This is a genomic window from Streptomyces wedmorensis (assembly GCF_000716445.1).
Lineage (GTDB): Bacteria > Actinomycetota > Actinomycetes > Streptomycetales > Streptomycetaceae > Streptomyces > Streptomyces wedmorensis.
In genome coordinates, this window is record NZ_JNWK01000013.1 from 95,508 (window position 1) to 118,010 (window position 22,503).

Consider the following 22,503-nt stretch of genomic DNA (forward strand, 5'->3'; position numbering starts at 1 on the left):
GCGCTCCGTCGACCGTTCCGTCCGCTCGGCCCTACCGCCTCCCGGCAGGCCGGGCGCGACGCCGGGGTTGCCCCCGGGACGGTAGGTGAGCGCTCACTTCAGAGGCCCTTCTTCTTGCCGAATGTTCGACAGAACTGCACGCAGCTCTTGCCCAGTCAATTGTGAGCGTTAACAATCAGGGTGCTCCTCTGGCCCTGTTCATGACGAGAGAGACCGCATCGTGACCACACACGCCCTTTCCGGCCCCGCAGCCCCTCACCAGTCCGAGGCATGCACCATCGGAGTCGACTTCGGCACCCTCTCCGGGCGCGCCGTCGTGGTCAGGGTCCGGGACGGCGCAGAACTCGGTTCGTCGGTCCACGAGTACCGCCACGCAGTCATCGAAGACCACCTTCCCTCCACCGGCGCCCCCCTGCCCCCCGACTGGGCCCTGCAACACCCCGAGGACTGGCGCGACGTCCTGCGTACCGCTGTTCCGGCGGCGCTCGCCGACGCCGGAGTCGACCCGGCCCGCGTCATCGGCATCGCCACCGACTTCACCGCGTGCACGGTCCTGCCGACCGCCCAGGACGGCACTCCGCTCGCCCTGACGCCCGAGTGGGCCGACCGCCCGCACGCCTGGCCCAAACTATGGAAGCACCACGCGGCCCAGGCCCATGCCGACCGCATCAACGCCCTCGCTCACGCACGCGGCGAGAAGTGGATCGCACGGTACGGCGGCAAGATCTCCTCCGAGTGGCAGTACGCCAAGGCCCTGCAGGTCCTGGAAGAGGACCCGGCCGTCTACGCCGCCTGCGCCCGCTGGATCGAGGCGGCCGACTGGATCGTCTGGCAGCTGACCGGAACCGAGTCCCGCAACACCTGCACCGCCGGCTACAAGGGCATCCACCAGGACGGGACCTACCCCTCGCCCGACTTCCTCGCCGGACTCCACCCGGACTTCGCCGACTTCCCCGCCACCCGCCTGGAGCACCCCCTCTCCCCGCTGGGCTCCCGCGTCGGCACCCTGAGCAGCCGGGCCGCACACTGGACCGGTCTCCCCGAGGGTATCGCCGTCGCGGCGGGCAACGTCGACGCCCACGTCGCCGCACCCGCGGCGGGCGCCGTGGAGAACGGCCGGATGCTCGCCATCATGGGCACCTCCACCTGCCACGTACTCAACGGCGCCACCCTCGCCGAGGTCCCCGGCATCTGCGGGGTCGTCGACGGCGGCATCGTCGAGGGTGCCTACGGTTACGAGGCCGGCCAGAGCGCGGTCGGCGACATCTTCGCCTGGTGGCTCCGCCAGGGCGTCCCGGACCACTACCGCGCCGAGGCCGAGGCAGCGGGCGAGGACCTCCACCGACTCCTGACCCGCAAAGCCGCCGACCAGCCGGTCGGCGCGCACGGCCTGGTGGCCCTGGACTGGATGAACGGCAACCGTTCCACCCTGGTCGACCACCACCTCTCCGGAGTCATCGCCGGCCTCACCCTCGACACCCGGCCCGAGGACGTCTACCGGGCCCTGCTCGAATCCACCGCCTACGGCACCCGGATGATCGTCGAGACCTTCGAGGGCGGCGGGATCCCCGTCGAGGAGTTCATCGTCACCGGAGGGCTGAGGAAGAACGCGCTGCTCATGCAGATCTACGCCGACGTGCTCCGCCGCCCAGTGTCCGTCGGCACCTCCGAGCAGGGTCCGGCGCTCGGCTCGGCCATCCACGCCGCCGTCGCCGCGGGCGCCTACCCCGACGTCCGTTCCGCCGCTTCCGTGATGGGCAGCGTCCAGCGCCACGCGTACGTGCCAGACCCCGCACGGGCGGACGCCTACGACGCGCTGTTCGACGAGTACCGCGCCCTGCACGACCACTTCGGTACCGGAGCGGACCTCCTCCTGCACCGCCTGCGACGGATCCGCAACACCGCACGCCTCGTCACCACCGGCTGACCGGGGCGCCTCTTCGCCCCGGCCTCCAGCGGCCCGACCTCTCCGCCCCAGCACCTCCGAGGAGCACACCCGACATGACGCTCGCCCAGCCCGACCGCGAGATCTGGTTTCTCACCGGAAGCCAGGCCCTCTACGGCGACGACACCCTGGCTCAGGTCGCCGACCAGTCCCGCGCCATCTGCGACACCCTCGCCGGGCAGCCCCGGATGACCGTCCGCCTGGTGTGGAAGCCGGTCCTCACCGACGCGGCCGCCATCCGCGCGATCTGCCTGGAGGCCAACGCCGACGACCGCTGCATCGGCCTTATCGCCTGGATGCACACCTTCTCCCCGGCCAAGATGTGGATCGCCGGCCTCGACGCCCTGAGCAAGCCCCTGCTCCACCTGCACACCCAGGCCAACCGCCAACTGCCCTGGTCCACCATCGACATGGACTTCATGAACCTGAACCAGGCCGCCCACGGTGACCGCGAGTTCGGCTTCGTCCAGACCCGCCTCGGTGTCCCGCGCAAGACCGTGGCGGGCCACGTCTCCACCCCCGAGGTCGTCGACCGCATCGCCGGTTGGGCCCGCGCCGCCGTCGGCCGCTCCGAACTCACCACCCTCAAGCTCGCCAGGTTCGGCGACAACATGCGCGACGTCGCCGTCACCGAGGGCGACAAGGTCGAGGCCCAGCTGCGGTTCGGCGTCTCGGTCAACACCTACGGCGTCAACGACCTCGTCGCCGCCGTCGACGCCGCCCCCGACGACACCGTCACCGCCCTCGTCAAGGAGTACGAGGACCTCTACGCCCTCGCGCCCGAGCTGCGGCCCGGCGGCGAGCGCCACGAATCCCTGCGCTACGCCGCCCGCATCGAAGCCGGCCTGCGCGCCTTCCTCACGGAAGGCGGCTTCCGCGCCTTCACCACCAACTTCGAGGACCTCGGCGGCCTGCGCCAGCTGCCCGGCCTCGCCGTGCAGCGCCTGATGGCGGACGGCTACGGATTCGGCGGCGAAGGGGACTGGAAGACCTCCACCCTGCTGCGCGCGCTGAAGGCGATGGCCCACGGCCTGCCCGGCGGCACCTCCTTCATGGAGGACTACACCTACGACCTCACACCAGGCCAGGAACTCATCCTCGGCGCCCACATGCTGGAGGTCTGCCCCTCGATCACGACGGCCAGGCCCGCCTGCGAGATCCACCCGCTCGGCATCGGCGGACGCGAGGACCCGGTCCGACTCGTCTTCGACGCCGACCCCGGTCCGGCCGTCGTCGTCGGCCTCGCGGACATGGGCGACCGGTTCCGTCTCGTCGCCAACCACATCGACGTCGTCGCCCCGCCCGAGCCGCTGCCCCAGCTGCCCGTCGCCCGCGCCGTCTGGCGGCCCCGCCCCGACCTCCGTACCTCCACCGAGGCCTGGCTGACGGCCGGAGCCCCGCACCACACCGTCCTGACCACCGCCCTCGGAGGCGAGGAGCTCGACGACCTCGCCGAGATGCTGCGGACCGAACTCGCCGTCATCGACGAGGACACGACCGTACGGCGCTTCACGCGCGAGCTGCGCTGGAACCAGGCCTACCACCGTCTGGCACAGAGCCTGTGAACGCCTCCGCCTCCACCCCGACCAGGACGGAGTCCTCCGTGAGCACCACCGTTTCCGAGGAGCTGCGCCGCGAGGTGCTGGAGGCCAACCTCCGCATCCCCCGGGCCGGTCTGGCCACCCTCACCTGGGGCAACGTGAGCGGAGTGGACCGACAAGCCGGCGTCTTCGTCATCAAGCCCTCGGGTGTGGCCTACGACGTGCTGAGCGAGGAGGACCTGGTCGTCGTCTCCCTGTCCGACGGAAGCGTCGTGGAGGGCCACCTGCGACCGTCCACCGACACAGAGACGCACCGGAGCCTCTACCTGGCCTTCCCCTCCATCGGAGGCGTGACCCACACGCACTCCACCCATGCCGTCGCCTTCGCCCAGGCCCGGCGCGCGATACCGGTGCTCGGCACGACCCACGCGGACACCTTCAACGGGCCCGTCCCCGTCACCGCGGCCCTCACCCCCGAGCAGTGCGCCAAGGACTACGAGTACAACACCGGCCAGGTCATCGTGGACCTGCTGGGCCGTGACGACACCCGGGCCAGGGAGGTCCCCGGCGCCCTCGTCGCCCACCACGGCCCCTTCACCTGGGGCGAGGACGCCACCGCGTCCCTGGAGCACGCCATCGTCTGCGAGGCGGTGGCCGAGATGGCGCTCCACACCATCGCCCTGGGCACGGTCGAACCCCCGCAGCACGTCCTGGACCGCCACTTCACCCGCAAGCACGGCCCGGATGCGTACTACGGCAACCGTCCCTCCCTCTGACACGCCGAAAGGGGAGCCAGGATCATCCTGGCTCCCCTCCGTCGGCGGTGTGGGATCAGCTGCGGGTCCAGCGCTGGTTGGTGCCGTTCCAGCAGGTGTAGAGCTGGATCAGCGTGCCGTTGGCCGTGCCGTTGGCGGCGGCGTCGAGGCAGAGGCCGGACTGGACGCCGACGATGGATCCGTCGGAGTTGAGGCGCCACTTCTGGTTGTCGGCGCCCCAGCAGTTGTAGATCTGGACCTTGGCGCCGTTGGCGGTGCCGGCGGCGTCGAGGCACTTGTCGCCGTAGACCCTGAGCTCACCGGCCGCGGTGAAGGTCCACTGCTGGTTGGTGCGGCCGTTGCAGTCCCACAGCTGGACCTGGGTGCCGTCCGTGGTGACGGCTCCGGGCACGTCCAGGCAGCGGCCCGAGGCGACTCCCTTGATCTGTCCGGCACCGGGAGAGGGGGTCGGCGTGGGCGTCGGCGTCGTGGAGACGGCGTTCAGCGCGTTGAGCACGGAGGTGTAGGCCGGCTTCTTGCTGCCGTCGCCGTTGAACAGGAGCGGAGTGTGCTCGGCCCGCCAGGAGTCGGTGTCGCGCACGCCCCACACGGTGATGCCGAGGCAGCGCGGGACCGCCAGGCAGTCGTTGGTCACGTTGGCGTAGGTGGTGCCCGAGGCGCCCTGGATGTCGAGCTCGGTGATGGCCACGTCGACGCCGAGGGCGGCGAAACTCTGGAGCGTGGTACGGAAGTTGCTGTTGTACGGGCTGTCGTTGTTGAAGTGCGACTGGAAGCCGACGCAGTCGATCGGCACGCCGCGCTGCTTGAAGTCCTTGACCATCGCGTACATGGCCTGGGTCTTGGCCCAGGTCCAGTTCTCGACGTTGTAGTCGTTGTAGCAGAGCTTGGCGGCCGGGTCGGCGGCGCGCGCGGTGCGGAACGCGACCTCGATCCAGTCGTTGCCGGTGCGCTGCAGGTTGGAGTCGCGCCGGGCACCCGAAGTGCCGTCGACGAAGGCCTCGTTCACGACGTCCCACTGGGGGATCTTGCCCTTGTAGTGGGCCATGACGCCGTTGATGTGGTTGACCATCGCCTGGCGCAGCGCGCTCCCGCCGAGGTTCTGCATCCAGCCGGGCTGCTGGGAGTGCCAGGCCAGGGTGTGGCCGCGCACCTGCTTGCCGTTCTGCACCGCCCAGTTGTAGACGCGGTCGGCGGCGGTGAAGGTGAACTGCCCCTGCTGCGGTTCGGTGGCGTCGATCTTCATCTCGTTCTCGGCGGTCACCGAGTTGAACTCGCGGTTGGCGATCGTCGTGTACGTCGAGTCGTTGAGCCGGCCCGAGGCGATCGCCGTGCCGAAGTACCGGCCGCTCTGCTTCGCCGCGCTGCCGAGCGTGGTCTCGGCGGCGTGCGAGGTCAGAGGTGCCACGATCACGGCGGTGGCACCGAGGACGCCGGCGATCAGCGCCGCGGACAGGCCGCCGGTCCTCCGGCGGAGAGCGGTCGGGGAAAGAGCGCGTGAGCGCATGAAAGAACCTCCTGGAGTGAATTCGCGGAAGGCTGTGAAGGCGGCAGAACGAATCCGCGTCGGTGCTGTCTTCGTGGATGAACAAAAGACCCGCGCACTAACTGGGCGTACCGAAAAGAGGGAGACGCCACCTCGGGAATCAGTGTGGAAACGCGGCGGAAACAAGTCAAGACTTTCGAAGATGTTTCGAAGGGCGGCCCGCTTCGAAAGAATTTCGATGCGGACCGCCCTTGATCTGTGCCTATCGTCAGACAGGGGTTTCCGGACAGGTGAGGTCGAACCACGGGAAATGGGCCTCATTGGTGGACGGACGGCCTTGGGAGCCGGCGTAGAGGCCGATATGCACACTGGTGAACAGCGGGGCGAGAAACGTCGCTTCGACGGTGGCCAGTTCCTTTCGGGAACCGCCGGGCGGCGCGTAGAAGAAGGAATGGCGGAAGCCGCGGATACGGACCTCCAGGCGGACAGGGCCCGGGGGGAGGGGAACGCCGGCGAGGACTTCGGTCCCGCGGCGCAGAGTCAACCCCTCCGTCGTGCGGAGGAACAGGAGGTGGGCGTCGTCGTCGAGGACCACGGCGAGGCCCGCCTCCTCACCCGGCGCACCGGGGGAGAAGCGCAGTTCGGTGGAGGCGTCGCAGTCGGGCTGCTCCTGCGGGCGGGCCAGGAGGGACGGGGTGGTGCGCTCGCCCAGGCGCTCGGGACGCAGCCGGAGCCGCAGCCCGTCGCCCGTGGACCAGAACCGCGAGCGCGGGGTGCGCAGGGTGCTCCAGTCGGCGGTGAGCGTCGCGAAGTCGTCGTGGAGGGGACTGTTGTGGCCGCGGTGGGCGACGGGGGCGAAGACCGGCCGGCCGTCCTCCCAGGTGACCCGGCTGAGGAACGTCTCCCGGCCGATGGCGGAGCCCGGCCGGACGCCCAGGAGGACGGCCCGCCAGTCTCCGTCCGGGGTCTGGACGAGATCCGCGTGCCCGGTGCAGGTGACCGGGCCCGCGGAGGGCGCGAGGACCGGATTGCCGGGGACGCCCGTGTAGGGCCCGGTCACCTGGTGGGCGCGGGCGGCCACCACGCTGTGGTCCACATCGGTGCCGCCCTCGGCGGTGAGCAGAAGGTACGTGCCGTCGATCCGGTAGAGGTGCGGGGCCTCCGACCAGCGGGCGCCCGGACGGCTCCCCGACCACAGGACGTACTCGGGCCCGGTGAGCCGCCGTTCGCGAGGCAGGTACTCGCGCATCCAGATCTCGGTGCGGCCCGCCGCCTCGTCGAGGACGCGGGCGGCGGTGAACCAGGCCCGCCCGTCGCCGTCCGGGCCGTCGTCGAAGAACAGCGACGGATCGAAACCCTCGCCGTCCAGCCGGTACGGCTCCGACCACGGCCCCGCCGGGTCGGTCGCCGTGACGACGAAATGGCCGGGGCCGTCCATCAGCGTGCAGACGAGATGGAAGACCCCGTCATGGTGCCGGATCGTCGGAGCGAACAGCCCCCGCGAGGGCCCGCACCCGTCGAGGTCGAGCTGCGACGCCCGGTCGAGCGCGGAGCCCAGTCGCCGCCAGTGCGTCAGATCGCGGCTGTGGAACACGGGAAGGCCGGGGAACCACTCGAAGCTGGACGTCACCAGGTAGTAGTCCGTCCCCATGCGGCAGACGGACGGATCGGGCCGGAACCCCGGCAGTACGGGATCGCCGAACCACCCGGTCACGGTACGGGGACGATCTCGACCGGCACGGACAGCACGCGGTCGGCCCCGGGGTGACGCACGGGACCGCGCAGGGTGAAGGAGCCCCGGAGCGGAAGATCGCCGCTGGACCGTCCGACGGCCACACCGATCTCCCCGGGTTCCACCCGCCTCCGCAGGTCGATCCCGGTGAAGGAGGTCCGGTCGGCATGGACGGAGAAGGTGATCCGGGCGGCCGCGCCCGGCTCCAGCTCGACCCTGCCGAACCCGGCGAGCCACTTCTCCGGCCGGACGACGGTCGCCTCGGGATCGGAGAGGTACAGCTGCACCACCTCCGTCCCGGCGACCTCGCCGACGTTCCGCACGGTCACCGAGACGGAGACGGCTCCGTCCGTCGCGGCGGCGGGATCCACGGAGAGGTCCGAGCAGGTGAAGCCGGTCCAGCTCAGCCCGTGGCCGAAGGGGAACAGCGGGGTCGGGTCCACCGAGCTCCAGTCGGTGGGCCCGCCGAGCCGCGAGCGCAGATACGTGCCGGGCTGGCCGCCGGCCTGGCGGGGGATGGAGACCGGCAGCCGCCCGGACGGCTCCGCGGCGCCGCTGATGATCCGGGCCAGCGCCGTCCCGCCCTCCTCGCCGGGGAAGAAGGCCTGCACCACGGCCGACGCGCGCTCCGCGAGCGAGCCGAGCGCGTACGGCCGTCCGGAGACGAGGACCAGGACGGTCGGCACCCCGGAGTCCAGGACGGCGGAGGCGAGCGCGGCCTGGTCGCCGGGCAGGTCGAGGGTCTCGGCGTCGCAGCCCTCCCCGGAGGTGCCCCGGCCGAACATGCCGGCCCGGTCCCCGAGGACGAGGACGTTCACGTCCGGCTCGTCCGCGGTGACCGTGAACCCGGCGGCGGCGAGTGCCTCGCCGAGCGTCGGTATCTCCACCCCGGGGGCCCCGGGCAGTGCGACATGGTTGGGGAAGGAGTAGCAGCCGAGGAAGGAGTGGGGGTCGTCGGCGTACGGCCCGCTGACGGAGACCCGGCACGGCCGCAGCGGCAGGATGCCGTCGTTGGCGAGCAGCACCGTGGACCGCTCGGCGATCAGCCGGGCCAGCTCCCGGTTCTCCGGCGGGTCGAGGTCGACCGGCTCGGGCTTGACGGGCTCCCAGTCGGGGTCGAGCAGGCCGAGTTCGGCCTTCTGCAGCAGGACCCGCTCCGCGGCCCGGTCGATGAGCTCCTCCCGTACCGCTCCTGCCCGTACGAGTGCGGTCAGCGGTTCGGCGTAGCAGCGGGCGGTCGGCAGCTCGACGTCGATCCCGGCGGTCAGCGCCAGCGCGCCGGCCTCGCCGCGCGAGCCGGTGACGCCGTGCCGGGTCTCCAGGAAGGAGACGGCGTAGTAGTCGGCGACGACCACCCCGCCGAAACCGAGCTCGCCCCGGAGCAGTTCGGTCAGCAGCCGCTCGTCGGCGGCGACCGGGACACCGTCCACGTCGGTGTAGCTGTTCATCACCGACCGGGCGCCCCCCTCGCGCAGCGCCCGGACGAAGGGCTCGACCAGCACGTCGGCGAACTCGCGCGGCCCCGAGGGCACGGGGGCCATGTTCCGGCCGCCGCGCGAGGCCGAGTACCCGGCGAAGTGCTTGAGCGTCGCCACGATCCCGGTGCCTTCCAGGCCCTGCACATAGGCGGTGCCGATCGCCCCGACGAGATAGGGGTCCTCGGCGATGCACTCCTCGGTCCTGCCCCACCGGTAGTCCCGGACCACGTCCAGCACCGGGGCAAGTCCCTGGTGGACGCCGACCCGTCGCATGTCGGTGCCGATGGCGGCGGCCATCCGGCGCACGAGACCGGGGTCGAAGGACGCGCCCCAGGCGAGCGGCCCGGGGAAGACCGTCGCCCCGAACGTCATGAAACCGGTCAGGCACTCCTCGTGCGCGACCGCCGGGATCCCGAACCGGCCGGACTCCGTCACCTGCCGCTGGAGCGCGGCGAGCCGCTCCATCCCGGCCTCGGCGGTGATCGGCGCGGTGCCGTACACCCGGGTCAACTGGCCGAGCCCGTGGGGGATGACGTCGTCGAAACCGGGCGCGGGCTCGCCGGAATCGTCCTCCATCGGCGCGACGGGTGCTCCCGGATTCGAGGGCAGCGCCCAGAAGCCGGCGAGCTGCCCCGCCTTCTCCTCCACCGTCATCCGTCTCAGGAGATCGGCGACGCGCTCGGACGCGGGCAGGAGGGGGTCACGCCAGGACTCGGTCAAGGGGTTCTCCTAGGAACGGGGCGGGGCGGTGGAGAGCCGGACCTTGAGCTCGGTCGACAGCTCCATCCGGGGGCTGACCAGGGGCTGGTCCTCCAGAAGCTGGAACAGGGTGCGGGCGGCGAGCCGGCCCATCTCCTCCAGCGGCTGGCGGACCGTCGTCAGCGGCGGCGACAGCCAGTCGCACATCGGCAGGTCGTCGAAGCCGACCACGCTCAGGTCCTCCGGGACGCTCAACCCGGCCTGCCGCGCGGCTTCGTAGACGCCCATCGCCTGCTGGTCGCTGCCGGCGAAGATCGCCGTCGGCGGGTCGGGGAGGGCGAGCAGTTCCTGGGCGCGCCGGAACCCGCCCTCGTGCTGGAAGTCGCCGAAGCGGATCAGGTCGCGGTCGACCTCGACCCCGGCCCGCTCGAGCGCCGCCCGGTACCCGTCGATGCGGGCCTGGCTGCAGAGCATCTCCTTGCGCCCGCCGATCGCGGCGATCCGGCGGTGCCCGAGCTCCAACAGGTGCTCGGTGGCGGCGAGTCCGCCGGCCCAGTTGGTCGCGCCGATACTCGGCACGCCCTTGTCCGGCAGGTCGATCGGGTCGATGACGACCAGCGCCACCCCGGCCCTTTCGACCTGGTCGCGCTGGGCCTGGGTGACCGAGGAGGTGACGAGGATGACGCCGTCGCTGTGGTGCAGGACCGGCAGCGCGGCCCAGCTCGACGGCGTGGCCTCGCCCGGCGGGACCAGCGACACGACGGTGCCGACGCTCCGCTGGGCGCACTCGGCCTCGACGCCGCGCAGGATCTCCACCGCCCACGCGCTGTCCAGACCACCCAGGATCAGGTCGACCAGGCCCGACCTGCGGGCCCTGGCCTGGCGGCCCGGGGGAAGGTAGTTGTGGGACCGCAGCAGAGCCTCGATCCGCTCGCGTGTCGACGGTGCGACATCGGAGCGGCCGTTGATCACCTTGGAGACGGTGGCCTGGGAGACGCCTGCCTCCGCGGCGATGACGGCCAGGGTCGGGCGCTGCTCGCTCAACTTCTCTCCTCTGCGCGGACGCCATCGACCGACGCCATGTACCGCAAACGTTTCGAAGAGTTTCGGATCACGTGACTGGCTTGTCAACCCTGGAAAACGCCGACGTTTCAGGGGAGTTCGGTGAGAAGTCTTGACCAGGACGTTGGTCGTTCCTAGTTTGTGGCCTCACAGAATTCGAGAGTATTACGAAAAGTTTTCGGGCTCGAATCGGCAATCCCCATCCCCGGAGGTCCCATGGCCAGCACCCACCCGAGCCGACGAAGCTTCCTCGCGCTCTCGGGCCTGACCGCACTGTCCGTCTCGCTGACCGCCGCCTGCGGCGGGGGCGGATCCGAGGGCGGAGCGTCGGCCGACGGCAAGGTGTCGTTCGAGTGGTGGAACATCGCCACGACGGAACCGGGCAAGTCCCTCTTCCCGCAGATAGCCACGGCGTTCATGGCCGCCCACCCGAACATCAAGATCCAGACGACCTCGTTGGAGAACGAGGCCTTCAAGTCCAAGCTCACCGCCACCACTTCGTCCGGCAAGCTCCCCGACGTCTTCCAGACCTGGGGCGGCGGCGTGCTGCAGCAGCAGGTCGACGCGGGGCTCGTCGAGGACATCACCGACGTGCTCGACTGGTCGACCCAGCTCACCCCGGTCTCGCTGGAGGCCTACCAGATCGAGGGCCGGACCTACGGCGTCCCGTACGACATCGGCATGGTCGGCTTCTGGTACAACAAGAAGCTCTTCGCCAAGGCCGGGGTCAGCACGCCGCCGGCCACCTGGGCCGAGTTCCTGGACACCGTCGGAAAGCTCAAGGCGGCCGGTGTCACCCCGATCGCCCTCGCGGGCAAGGAGAAGTGGCCGGGCCACTACTACTGGGCCTACCTCGCGATGCGCGTCGCGGGCCTCCCCGCCCTGCAAGAGGCCGCGGCGAGCAAGGACTTCACCGGACCCGGCTTCGTCCAGGCCGGTGCCCACCTCAAGGAGCTGGTCGACCTCCAGCCGTTCCAGCCGTCCTTCCTCGGCGCCGGCTACGCCACCCCGGGCGGCCAGGCCGCCTCCATGGGCAACGGCAAGGCCGCCATGGAGCTCATGGGGCAGTGGGCGCCCTCGGTGCAGAAGGACGCGGGCGCCGACCTCGGGGCGGACCTCGGCTTCTTCCCCTTCCCGACCGTCGAAGGCGGAGTCGGCAAGATCGACGAGGTGTTCGGCGGCGGCGGAGGCTTCGCCCTGCGCAAGGGCGCACCGAAGGAGGCCCTGGAGTTCCTGAAGTTCTTCGTCCTGGAGAACGAGTCCAAGCTGCTGGCCTCCAACGGCTACCTGCCCGTGGTCAAGGGCGCGGAGAGCCAGCTCACCGACGCCAACAAGAAGGTGGTGGCGGGCAGTCTGGCCAAGGCGACCGGCTTCCAGCTCTTCCTCGACCAGGCCTATCCGCCGGCGGTCGGCCAGGAGGTCAACGACAGCGTCGCCGACCTCATCGCGGGCAAGAAGACCCCCGAGCAGGTCACCCAGTCGATCACCGAGGCGGCGAAGAGTGCCTAGCTCCGTGGCCGCCCCGACCAAGGGCCCGGCCGACGAGCGGACGGGGGACGAGCGGACGGAGGGCGCCGCACCGGCGAGCCCGGCCGTCCCGGCCCGGTCGCTCCTGAGCGGCCTCGCCGGCTGGGCGTCGGTGGCCTGGTTCCTCGTCCCCGCCCTGGTCCTCTTCCTCGTCTTCGTCCTCGCCCCGATCGTCGTCGCCGTCCACAACAGCTTCTACAAATGGGGCGGGGTCGGCCCCATGGTCGACTTCGTCGGCCTCGAGAACTACGTCAGGCTCTTCGACGACCAGGTCTTCATCGGCGACATGGGCCGTGGCCTCTACCTGATCGTCCTGTCGATCACCGTGCAGCTGCCCTTCGCGCTCTTCACCGCGGTGCTGCTCAACCAGAAGCTGCGCGGCCGCGCCGTCTACCGGATGCTGTTCTTCGCCCCGTACATCCTCTCCGAGGTCGTCACGGCGGTCCTGTTCACCATGATCTTCCTCCCCGGCGACGGGATGGCCGACCACCTCGCCGGAGCCCTCGGCCTGGAAGGGCTCCAGGGCAAGTGGCTCGCCGACCCCTCGACGGTCATGCCGACCCTGTTCGTGGTCATGACCTGGAAGTACTTCGGCTTCCACATGATGCTCTTCCTCGCCGGACTGCAAGGCATCCCGCGCGAAGTCCTCGACGCCGCCTCCATCGACGGCGCCAACGCCTGGCAGCGCTTCCGGTACGTGACGCTGCCGCTGCTCGGTCCGACGATCCGGATCAGCGTCTTCCTCTCGGTCATCGGCGCGATCCAGCTCTTCGACCTCGTCTGGGTCATGACCGCCGGCGGCCCCAACCACTCCTCCGAGACGATGGCGATCTCGATGTTCCAGTTCGGGTTCAAGCGCTACCAGGTCGGCTACGCCAGCGCGATCAGCGTGGTGCTGTTCATGATCAGCCTCGTCTTCTCCCTCTTCTACCAGCGGTACGTGCTCCGCCGTGACCTGAGCGGGGCCGTCACCACGGGAGGTGGCCGATGAACGCCCGCAAGGCGGCACGCGGTCTGTCGCTGCACGGCGTGATCTGGCTGATCGGCGCCTTCGTCGTCGTACCGCTGATCTACGCGGTGATCTCCGGCTTCAAGAGCACCGGCGAGCTGACGACCAATCCGTTCGGCCTCCCGGAGCACTGGAAGACCGGCAACTACCTCGGCATCCTCGGCGACGGCATGTTCTGGCGGCAGATCGCCAACAGCGCCGGCATCGCGATCGGCACGACGGTGGTCACGGTGGCGGCCTCCGCCATGGCGGCGTTCGTACTGGCCCGCTACGCCTTCCGGGGCCGCGAGCTCTTCTACATGCTCTTCACGATCGGGCTGATGTTCCCGTTCGCGGTGGCCGTCCTGCCGCTCTTCCTGCTGCTGCGCACCTTCGACCTGCTCGACAACCCGCTCGGCGTGATCCTCCCGCAGGCCGCCTTCGGGCTCCCCATGACGATCATCATTCTCCGCGGCTTCTTCCGGACCGTCCCGGCCGAGGTCGAGGAGGCGGCCATCATGGACGGCTGCGGCAAGTTCCGCTTCTTCTGGAAGATTCTGCTGCCGATGGCGCGCCCGGCGCTCGGCACGGTCTCGGTCCTGGCCATCGTCGCGAGCTGGAACAACTTCTTCCTGCCGCTGCTGGTCTTCAACGACCCGAAATGGCAGACGATCCCGGTCGGCGTCCAGCAGTTCCAGGGCCAGTACTCGACCGACTACGCGCTCGTCCTCGCCTACATCGTGCTCGCCATGGTCCCCGCCCTGGCCTTCTACGCGGTCGCCGAACGCCAGCTGATCGGCGGCCTCACCGCGGGCGCCACCAAAGGATGACCCGCCCCGTGTTCCCCCCGTTCCGAGGAGCCCCCGTGAAACGTCTGACAGCCCTGACGGCCGTCATATTGTTAGCGCTAACATCCCAGGCGGTGGCCGAGCCCGCGCCACCCGCGGCCGAGCTCGTACGAGCCGAGGCCGGGCACGTGCGCCCCACCGTCGACTTCCGCACCGACCTCCAGCCCATCGACGGCTTCGGCTTCTCGATGGCCTTCCAGCGGGCCGACCTGCTCAACGGCGCGCGCGGCCTCAGCCCGGCCAAGCGGCGCGAGGTGCTCGACCTGCTGCTCAGCAAGGAGAAGGGCGCGGGCCTCTCGATCCTGCGCCTCGGCATCGGCTCGTCGACCGACAGGGTCTACGACCACATGCCGACGATCCTGCCGGCCGACCCCGGCGGCCCTGACGCCACGCCGACGTACGTCTGGGACGGCTGGGACGGCGGCCAGGTCTGGCTCGCCAAGGAGGCCAAGGCCTACGGCGTGAAACGGTTCTTCGCCGACGCCTGGAGCGCCCCGGCCTTCATGAAGACCAACGGGAGCGAGAACGACGGCGGCGAGCTCCGGCCCGAATGGCGTCAGGCCTACGCGAACTACCTCGTGCAGTACGCGAAGTTCTACCGCCAGGAAGGCATCGACATCACCGACCTCGGGTTCACCAACGAACCCGACTGGACGGCGACCTACGCCTCGATGCGGTTCACCCCGCAGCAGGCCGTGGACTTCCTCAAGGTGCTCGGGCCGACCGTCCGCGCATCCGGGCTGAAGACCCAGCTGGTCTGCTGTGACGCCGCCGGCTGGGACCGCCAGATCGCCTACACCCAGGCGATCGAGGCGGACCCCGAGGCCGACAAGGCCGTACGGACCGTCACCGGCCACCGCTACAGCGGTCCGACCGACGTCCCGCAGCCGACCGACAAGCACGTGTGGATGTCGGAGTGGTCGCCGGACGGCACCACCTGGAACGAGAACTGGGACGACGGCAGCGGCTACGACGGCCTCACCGTCGCCGCCGACATCCAGAACACCCTGACCGTCGGCAACGCCAACGCCTACGTGTACTGGACCGGCGCCTCCCTCGGCGCGACCCGGGGGCTCATCCAGCTCGCCAACCCCGGCGACGCCTACCGGGTGTCCAAGCGGTACTGGGCGCTCGCCGCCTTCAGCCGCTTCATCCGCCCCGGCGCCGTCCGCGTACCGGTCACGAACGCCGACCCTGACCTGCGGATCACGGCCTTCCGCAACACCGACGGCAGCCGCGTGATCGAGATCCTCAACACCGGGACCACCGCGACCACCACCGAGCTAGCCCTGCGCGGCGGGCGCGACCGGAGCCCCGAGGCCTACGTCACCGACGAGACCCGCTCGATCACCCCGGCCGCCGTCGCCACCACCCGCGGCACGACCCTCTCGGCCGAGCTCGCCCCGCGCGCGCTCACCACGATCGTCCTCGACTGAACCGATTCCGACCGAACCGTCCTTGAACGAACCGTCCTTGAACGAACCGCCCCACCCCACCAGGAGTCCGACCATGTCCACGTCCCGGCTTCGCACCGCGTCCCGGATAGTCGCCGCCCTCTCCGCCGCGGCCTGTCTCGCCGCCGGCCTCGCCTCCTCGCCCGCGGCCGCCGACCCCCGCCCCAAGACGCTCGGCGAACTGGCCAAGAAGCACCACAAGTACTTCGGCTCCGCCACCGACAACCCCGAGTTCACCGACGCCGCCTACATGGAGCTCCTCGGCAGCGAGTTCGGGCAGACCACCCCCGGCAACGCCATGAAGTGGTACGCCACCGAACCCGAGCGCGGCGTCTTCGACTTCACCGCCGGCGACGAGGTCGTCTCCTTCGCCAAGGCCCACCACCAGAAGGTCCGCGGCCACACGCTCGTCTGGCACAGCCAGCTCCCCGACTGGCTCACCCAGGGCACCTGGACCGCCGACGAGCTGCGCGCCGTCCTCAAGAACCACATCCAGACGGTGGCCCGGCACTACAAGGGCAAGGTGATCCACTGGGACGTCGTCAACGAGGCCTTCAACGAGGACGGCACCTACCGCGAGTCGATCTTCTACAAGACGCTCGGCCCCGGCTACATCGCCGACGCCCTCCGCTGGGCCCATGAGGCCGACCCCCACGCCAAGCTCTACCTCAACGACTACAACGTCGACGGCATCAACGCCAAGAGCGACGCCTACTACAACCTGATCAAGCAGCTGAAGGCCGACGGCGTCCCCGTCGAGGGCTTCGGCCTCCAGGGCCATCTGGCGCTCCAGTACGGCTTCCCGGCCGGCGTCCAGGAGAACATCCAGCGCTTCGCCGACCTCGGGGTCGAGGTCGCGATCACCGAGCTCGACATCCGCATGGAGCTCCCCGCGACCCCGGAGAAGCTCGCCACCCAGGCCGACTGGTACGCCGACTACGTCAAGGCCTGCCTCGCGGTCGAGAAGTGCGTGGGCGTCACCATCTGGGACTACACCGACAAGTACTCGTGGATCCCCTCCGTCTTCCCCGGCGAGGGCGCGGCGCTGCCCTACGACGAGAACCTGAAGCCCAAGCCCGCCTACCAGGCGATCAGGGAGGTGCTGGGCGGATGATCCGCACGGCGATCGTCGGTACGGGCGGGATCGCGGGCATCTGCCACGTCCCCGCCCTCCGGGCCCAGGCACACCGGGCCGAGATCGTGGCCGCCGTCGACGTGGACGCCGCGCGCGCCGAGGCGTTCGCGGCCGAGCACGGCATCCCCGCGGTCCACACCGACCTGGAGACGATGCTCCGGGAGGAGCGGCCGGACCTCGTCCACCTGTGCACGCCTCCGTTCCTCCACGCCGACCAGGCGGTGGCCTGTCTGGAGGCGGGGGCGTGGGTCTGGTGCGAGAAGCCGGTGGCGCTGTCCCTCGCCGAGCTCGACCGGATCCGCGCCGCCGAGGGGCACGCCGTCGCGGGCGCGGTGTTCCAGCACCGGTACGGCACGGGGGCCCGGTACCTCCGCGACCGCATCGCCGCCGGGACACTCGGCCGCCCGCTCGTCGCCCAGTGCGTCACGGCGTGGTACCGCGACGACGCCTACTACGACGTGCCCTGGCGCGGCACCTGGGAGAGCGAGGGCGGCGGCCCGACGCTCGGCCACGGCATCCACCAGATGGACCTGATGCTCGCGGTGCTCGGCGAATGGGCCGAGGTCCGCGCGATGGCCGGCCGGCTGGAGCGCGACGTCGAGACCGAGGACGTGTCCACGGCCCTGGTCCGCTTCGAGAACGGAGCCGTCGCCACGGTCGTCAACAGCGTCCTCTCTCCACGGGAGGAGAGCTACCTGCGCTTCGACCTCACCGAGGCCACGGTCGAGCTCCGCCATCTCTACGGCTACTCCAACGCGGACTGGACGTTCACCGCCAGGACGCCCGACGTGAAGTGGGACCCGCCGGGCGACGTGCCCAGCTCGCACACCGCCCAGCTCGCGGACTTCCTCGACGCTTACGAGGCGGGGATCCGCCCCGACCTCGGCAGGCACACCATGGAGCTGGTGACCGCCCTGTACAAGGCGGCGATCACCGGACTGCCGGTGCGGCGCGGGGAGATCGACACCGACGACCCGTTCTACCGCTCGCTCAACGGAGGGCTTCCGGGGGTGTTCCGATGACCTTCGAACTCGTCCAGCACGACGACACGTTGACCGTACGGGCCCGCGGTACCGACCTCTTCCGGTACGTGCACCGGCCCGTCATGGACCCCTTCGAGGCACCGAAGCCCTATCTGCACCCGGTGCGCACCCTCGCCGGCGACGTGGTCACCGGCTACCGGCCGCACGACCACCGCTGGCACAAGGGCATCCAGCTCACCGCCTCATGGGTGTCGGGGCAGAACTTCTGGGGCGGCGGCACCTACCTCCGCGGCCAGGGCTACGTGGACCTGCCGAACCTCGGCACGATGCGCAGCCTCGCCCTCTCCGCCGAGACGGGCCACGGCCGCGCCGTGATCACCGAGGACCTCGCCTGGCACACGATGGCGGGCGGGCACTGGATCGACGAGCGTCGCACGCTGACCGCGCGCGACCTCGAAGCCGACTCCTGGACCCTGGAGGTCACCACCGAGCTGACCAACGTCCACGGCGCCGACCTGGTGTTCGGCAGCCCGGGCACGCAGGGCAGAGAGCTCGCCGGATACACCGGCCTCTTCTGGCGCGGCCCGCGCGACTTCACCGGCGGCGCCGTGATCGGACCCGCCATGGGGGAGAAGGGCGACTGGCTGGCCTTCGTCGGCACCCACGACGAGGTCGACCGGTCCTCCACACTCCTCTTCCTGGACGATCCGGAAGCCCCCTGCCGGTGGTTCGTCCGCAGCGAGCCCATCCCCGCGGTCAACCCGTCCCTGGCGTTCGAGGAGGAACTGCCGCTGGCGCCCGGCGCCACCCTCGCGCGCCGCTACCGGATCGTCGTCGCCGACGGCGTCTGGACCCCCGAGCGCCTGGCCCGCCACGTCGAGGAGCACCCGTGGTGACCCCGTTCCCCGGCGGCGTGGGGATCTCCGGGGTGACCGTCTACGACTGGGAGACCGCCGACGGACTCTGCGGCGGCACGCCCCACATGCACCTCGTCTGCTCGGAGGCGTATGTCGTCATCGGCGGCGAGGGCAGCGTCCAGACGCTCACCACCACCGGCTTCGCCGAGACCCCGCTGCACCTCGGCGACGTCGTCTGGTTCACCCCCGGCACGATCCACCGCCTCGTCAACGCCGGCGGCCTGCGTCTCGTGGTGCTCATGCAGAACAGCGGGCTCCCCGAGGCGGGCGACGCCGTCTTCACCTTCCCCGCCCCCGTCCTCGCCGACCCCGAGGCGTACCACGCGGCGGCCGCTCTCGTCGGCGACCAGGCCACGGCGGCGCGCCGCCGCCGCGACCTGGCGCTCGAAGGATTCCAGGCGCTGAGGGAAGGCGGGCTGCCCGAGTTCCACAGCGCGGCCCACCGCCTGAAGCACGAGCTCCTGGACGACTGGGAGGCCCGCTGGCGCCGCGGCCCCCTGGCCGCCGCCCGCACCACCGGCCGCCAGCTGCAACGGCTGAGGGCCGGCGACCTCACCCACCTCGGCCACGGCGCGGTGTCGCGCCTCGAACGCCCGGAGCGCCCCCGCTTCGGCATGTGCGGCCTCCTCCACCCCTACTCCCTCCCGGCCGGACCGCGCAGCGGTCCGTCGGGATCACCCCACCCCCGTCCCCCGAAGGAACACTGATGCGATTCCGCCATCCACCCCTGGTCCTGAGTCTCGTCCTCGCGGTCCTGTCGTCCCTGCTGCTAGGGGCGTCTCTCCTCGGAGCCCAGCCCGCCGCCGCGGCGACCGTCGACACCAACGCCTGGTACGTCCTGGTCAACCGCAACAGCGGCAAGGCCCTCGACGTCTACAACCTGGCGACCGGCGACGGCGCCCGCATCACCCAGTGGACCAGGAACGACCAGAACCAGCAGCAGTGGCAGTTCGTCGACTCCGGCAGCGGCTACTACCGCGTCAAGTCCCGCCACTCCGGCAAGGTCCTCGACGTCCAGGGCGCGTCCACCGCCAACGGCGCCGCGATCACCCAGTACACCGACGCCAACGGCACCAACCAGCAGTGGCGCCTGGCCGACAGCGCGGACGGCCACGTCAGGCTCGTCGCGCGCCACAGCGGCAAGGCCCTCGAAGTCCAGGGCGCCTCCACCGCCGACAACGCGAACGTCGTCCAGTACGACGACTGGGGCGGCGCCAACCAGCAGTGGCAGCTCGTCAAGGTGGGCGGCGGCACCCCCGGCACCTGTGCCCTTCCCTCGACGTACCGCTGGTCGTCGACGGGCGCGCTGGCGCAGCCCAAGGCCGGATGGGCCTCGCTCAAGGACTTCACCGTCGCCCCCCACAACGGCAAGCACCTCGTCTACGCGACGACCCACGGCACCACGGGGACGGGAGTGGGCTGGGGCTCGATGAACTTCACCCCGTTCACCGACTGGTCGCAGATGGCCACGACGGGCCAGAACAAGATGTCGAATTCCGTCGTCGCACCCACGCTCTTCTACTTCGCGCCGAAGAACATCTGGGTGCTCGCCTACCAGTGGGGCAGGACCGCCTTCTCCTACCGGACGTCGAGCGACCCCACCAACCCGAACGGCTGGTCGGCGGAGCAGGAGCTCTTCTCCGGAAGCATCGCCGGGTCGGGCACGGGCCCCATCGACCAGACGCTCATCGGCGACGGGACGAACATGTACCTGTTCTTCGCCGGTGACAACGGCAAGATCTACCGGGCCAGCATGCCGATCGGGAACTTCCCGGGCAGCTTCGGCTCGTCGTACACGACGATCATGAGCGACACGGAGAAGAACCTCTTCGAGGCGCCCCAGGTCTACAAGGTCAAGGACCAGAACCAGTACCTCATGATCGTCGAGGCCCGGGGCGCGAGCGAGCAGCGCTACTTCCGCTCGTTCACGGCCTCCAGCCTGAGCGGCTCGTGGACGCCGCAGGCCGCGACCGAGAGCAACCCCTTCGCCGGCAAGGCCAACAGCGGCGCCACCTGGACCAACGACATCAGCCACGGCGAGCTGATCCGCGCCGGCGCCGACCAGACCTTCACGATCGACCCCTGCAACCTGCAGTTCCTCTACCAGGGTCGTGATCCCAACTCCGGCGGCGACTACGGCCAGTGGGCCTACCGCCCGGGTCTGCTGACGCTCCAGCGCTGACCACGTGGCGGGCCCGGTCGTCACCCGGGCCCGCCATGGTCGCGGGCCAGGGCCGCGTCCGGGACCGGCGTCACCTGTGCCGGCCGCCCACCGGGCGACGCCGGCGGACCGACCCCGTCTCACGTCGTATTCTTTGCCGACGCAGAGGCCGGTCGCCGTCCGCCGGTGGACCGCTTCCCTGGAGAGGGTGGGAATGGGGCTCATCGACGTGGACCACGCGGGGCTGGTCGTCGCGGCGCAGGCCGGTGACGACCGGGCGCGCGAGGAACTGATCGCCGCGTACCTGCCGCTGGTCTACAACATCGTCGGGCGAGCACTGAGCGGCCATGCAGACGTCGACGACGTCGTCCAGGAAACCCTGCTGCGTGTGGTGCGCGACCTGCCTGCCCTGCGCGCCCCCGAGAGCTTCCGGTCCTGGCTCGTGTCGATCACGCTCCGCCAGATCAACACCCACCTGCACCGGAAACACGCCTTCGCCGAACGGACCACGGCCATCGACGAGGCGCACCGGATACCGGATGCCGGCGCCGAGCCCGTGGACACGGCGATCCTCCGGCTGCATGTCTCGGACGAGCGCCGTCGCGTCGTCGAGGCCAGCCGGTGGCTTGATCCGGATCATCGGGTGCTGCTGTCGCTCTGGTGGCAGGAATGCGCCGGTTCGCTGAGCCGTGACGACATCGCCGCCTCGACGGGGCTCACGGTCGCCCATGTCGGCGTACGCCTGCAACGCATGCGCGAGCAGCTGGAACTGTGCAGGACGATCGTCGCCGCGCTGGAGGCCGACCCGCGCTGTCCCCGATTGGACGAGGTCGTCGTCGGCTGGGACGGCCTGCGCGCATCGGTGTGGCGCAAGCGCATGGCGCGGCACACCCGTGACTGCCCGGTCTGCACGGCGCCGACGGCGGAACGGGTTCCGGCCGAGCTGCTCCCCCTCGGCCTCGCGACACTGGCCGTGCCGGCCGGACTGGTCTCCGCGCTCGCCGCCAAGGGCCTGCTGTCGGGTACCGCCGCGATCGCCGCCGGGCCGGCCACGGCACACCTCGCTGTCGGCACCGCGACGGGGGGAGGTGGCCTGCCCGTCGCGCTGACCGGCAAACTCGCGGCGATCACCGCTCACCCGCTGGTGAGCCTCGCCACCGGCGCGGTGCTCATCGCCGGAACCGCCGCCTATGTGACCTGGCCCGAACCGGCGCCTCGGGTGCCCGCCGTCATCGCCGCCCCCACGGCCGGCACCGCCTCGCCGGTCCCGTCGCGCGCCACGACGTCGGACGAACCGTCCCCCGTGAGTCCGTCCGCCGCCGCAGCCACTGTTCCGCTCGGCGCGGGGTCGCTGGAGTCCGTGGACGAACCCGGCCTGTTCGTCACCCATACCGGCGACCACGCGACGCTCGGTCGGGTCTCCGCGTCCAGCGGCGCGCAGACCCGCAACCGGGGCACCTTCACGGTCATCGCGGGGCTGGCCGACACACGGTGCGTCACCTTCCGCGCCGCGGACGGCCGGTATCTTCGCCACTCCTACCTCCGGCTGCGGCTGAGCGCCGACGACGGCAGCAGTCTGTTCCGTGAAGACGCGACCTTCTGTCCGCGCCCTGGGTCGGTCGCGGAGTCGGTGACCCTGCATGCGCACAACTATCCCGGCTCCGTCCTCCGCCACCGTGACGGAGGCATCTGGCTCGACGGCTCCGACGGAACACGGGCCTTCGCCGGGCAGGCATCCTTCATCGTGCGCCGGACCTGGTCCTGAGAGTCGCTC

17 protein-coding genes are annotated in these 22,503 nt (G+C 70.6%); 13 read left to right on the forward strand and 4 right to left on the reverse strand.

The annotated features are described in order from the left end of the window. Positions 1 to 220 precede the first annotated feature (220 nt). The 3 genes from araB to araD all read left to right on the forward strand — a co-directional run bounded on the left by araB (position 221) and on the right by araD (position 4,262). On the forward strand, positions 221 to 1,927 hold the full coding sequence (gene araB / locus OO54_RS13430) for a ribulokinase (protein ID WP_033203075.1): 1,707 nt from the start codon (positions 221 to 223) through the stop codon (positions 1,925 to 1,927). A 74-nt stretch (positions 1,928 to 2,001) separates the two neighbouring features. Next, a complete protein-coding gene (gene araA / locus OO54_RS13435) occupies positions 2,002 to 3,510 on the forward strand; it encodes an L-arabinose isomerase (RefSeq protein WP_033203076.1) in 1,509 nt (502 codons plus the stop codon). A 38-nt stretch (positions 3,511 to 3,548) separates the two neighbouring features. Then, positions 3,549 to 4,262 (forward strand): L-ribulose-5-phosphate 4-epimerase AraD, encoded by a 714-nt coding sequence (gene araD, locus OO54_RS13440; RefSeq protein ID WP_033203124.1) that lies wholly within the window; start codon positions 3,549 to 3,551, stop codon positions 4,260 to 4,262. Positions 4,263 to 4,317: 55 nt separating this feature from the next. Here the strand turns inward: araD and OO54_RS13445 are convergent, their stop codons facing one another. The 4 genes from OO54_RS13445 to OO54_RS13460 form a co-directional block, all read right to left on the reverse strand. Continuing rightward, positions 4,318 to 5,766, reverse strand: a complete 1,449-nt coding sequence (locus tag OO54_RS13445) for an endo-1,4-beta-xylanase (protein ID WP_033203077.1) — start codon at positions 5,764 to 5,766, stop codon at positions 4,318 to 4,320. A 247-nt stretch (positions 5,767 to 6,013) separates the two neighbouring features. Continuing rightward, complete coding sequence (locus OO54_RS13450; protein WP_033203078.1) at positions 6,014 to 7,459, reverse strand: glycoside hydrolase family 43 protein; 1,446 nt, start codon at positions 7,457 to 7,459, stop codon at positions 6,014 to 6,016. After that, on the reverse strand, positions 7,456 to 9,675 hold the full coding sequence (locus OO54_RS13455) for a beta-glucosidase (protein ID WP_033203079.1): 2,220 nt from the start codon (positions 9,673 to 9,675) through the stop codon (positions 7,456 to 7,458). The genes OO54_RS13450 and OO54_RS13455 overlap by 4 nt, the downstream gene beginning before the upstream one ends. Before the next feature lie 9 nt (positions 9,676 to 9,684). Further along, entirely contained in the window at positions 9,685 to 10,698 is a 1,014-nt protein-coding gene (locus tag OO54_RS13460; RefSeq protein WP_033203080.1) for a LacI family DNA-binding transcriptional regulator, read from the reverse strand. A gap of 234 nt (positions 10,699 to 10,932) precedes the next feature. Here OO54_RS13460 and OO54_RS13465 point away from each other — a divergent pair, with 234 nt between their 5' ends. The 10 genes from OO54_RS13465 (at position 10,933) to OO54_RS13510 (ending at position 22,494) form a co-directional block, all read left to right on the forward strand. Further along, positions 10,933 to 12,225, forward strand: a complete 1,293-nt coding sequence (locus OO54_RS13465; RefSeq protein WP_033203081.1) for an extracellular solute-binding protein — start codon at positions 10,933 to 10,935, stop codon at positions 12,223 to 12,225. Next, complete coding sequence (locus OO54_RS13470; RefSeq protein ID WP_033203082.1) at positions 12,218 to 13,234, forward strand: carbohydrate ABC transporter permease; 1,017 nt, start codon at positions 12,218 to 12,220, stop codon at positions 13,232 to 13,234. The genes OO54_RS13465 and OO54_RS13470 overlap by 8 nt, the downstream gene beginning before the upstream one ends. Next, positions 13,231 to 14,061, forward strand: a complete 831-nt coding sequence (locus tag OO54_RS13475) for a carbohydrate ABC transporter permease (RefSeq protein ID WP_033203083.1) — start codon at positions 13,231 to 13,233, stop codon at positions 14,059 to 14,061. Before OO54_RS13470 ends, OO54_RS13475 begins: the two co-directional genes overlap by 4 nt. A 92-nt stretch (positions 14,062 to 14,153) precedes the next feature. Continuing rightward, complete coding sequence (locus OO54_RS13480; RefSeq protein WP_234439587.1) at positions 14,154 to 15,515, forward strand: glycoside hydrolase family 30 protein; 1,362 nt, start codon at positions 14,154 to 14,156, stop codon at positions 15,513 to 15,515. 73 nt (positions 15,516 to 15,588) lie between these two features. Beyond that, complete coding sequence (locus OO54_RS13485) at positions 15,589 to 16,647, forward strand: endo-1,4-beta-xylanase (protein WP_033203085.1); 1,059 nt, start codon at positions 15,589 to 15,591, stop codon at positions 16,645 to 16,647. Beyond that, entirely contained in the window at positions 16,644 to 17,690 is a 1,047-nt protein-coding gene (locus tag OO54_RS13490; protein ID WP_033203086.1) for a Gfo/Idh/MocA family protein, read from the forward strand. Before OO54_RS13485 ends, OO54_RS13490 begins: the two co-directional genes overlap by 4 nt. Then, positions 17,687 to 18,547, forward strand: a complete 861-nt coding sequence (locus OO54_RS13495) for a DUF6807 domain-containing protein (protein ID WP_033203087.1) — start codon at positions 17,687 to 17,689, stop codon at positions 18,545 to 18,547. The genes OO54_RS13490 and OO54_RS13495 overlap by 4 nt, the downstream gene beginning before the upstream one ends. Next, positions 18,544 to 19,275, forward strand: a complete 732-nt coding sequence (locus OO54_RS13500) for a cupin domain-containing protein (RefSeq protein ID WP_033203125.1) — start codon at positions 18,544 to 18,546, stop codon at positions 19,273 to 19,275. The genes OO54_RS13495 and OO54_RS13500 overlap by 4 nt, the downstream gene beginning before the upstream one ends. After that, on the forward strand, positions 19,275 to 20,750 hold the full coding sequence (locus OO54_RS13505; RefSeq protein ID WP_033203088.1) for a non-reducing end alpha-L-arabinofuranosidase family hydrolase: 1,476 nt from the start codon (positions 19,275 to 19,277) through the stop codon (positions 20,748 to 20,750). Before OO54_RS13500 ends, OO54_RS13505 begins: the two co-directional genes overlap by 1 nt. 193 nt (positions 20,751 to 20,943) lie before the next feature. Next, positions 20,944 to 22,494 (forward strand): sigma-70 family RNA polymerase sigma factor, encoded by a 1,551-nt coding sequence (locus tag OO54_RS13510; RefSeq protein WP_033203089.1) that lies wholly within the window; start codon positions 20,944 to 20,946, stop codon positions 22,492 to 22,494. The last annotated feature ends 9 nt before the right edge of the window (positions 22,495 to 22,503 follow it).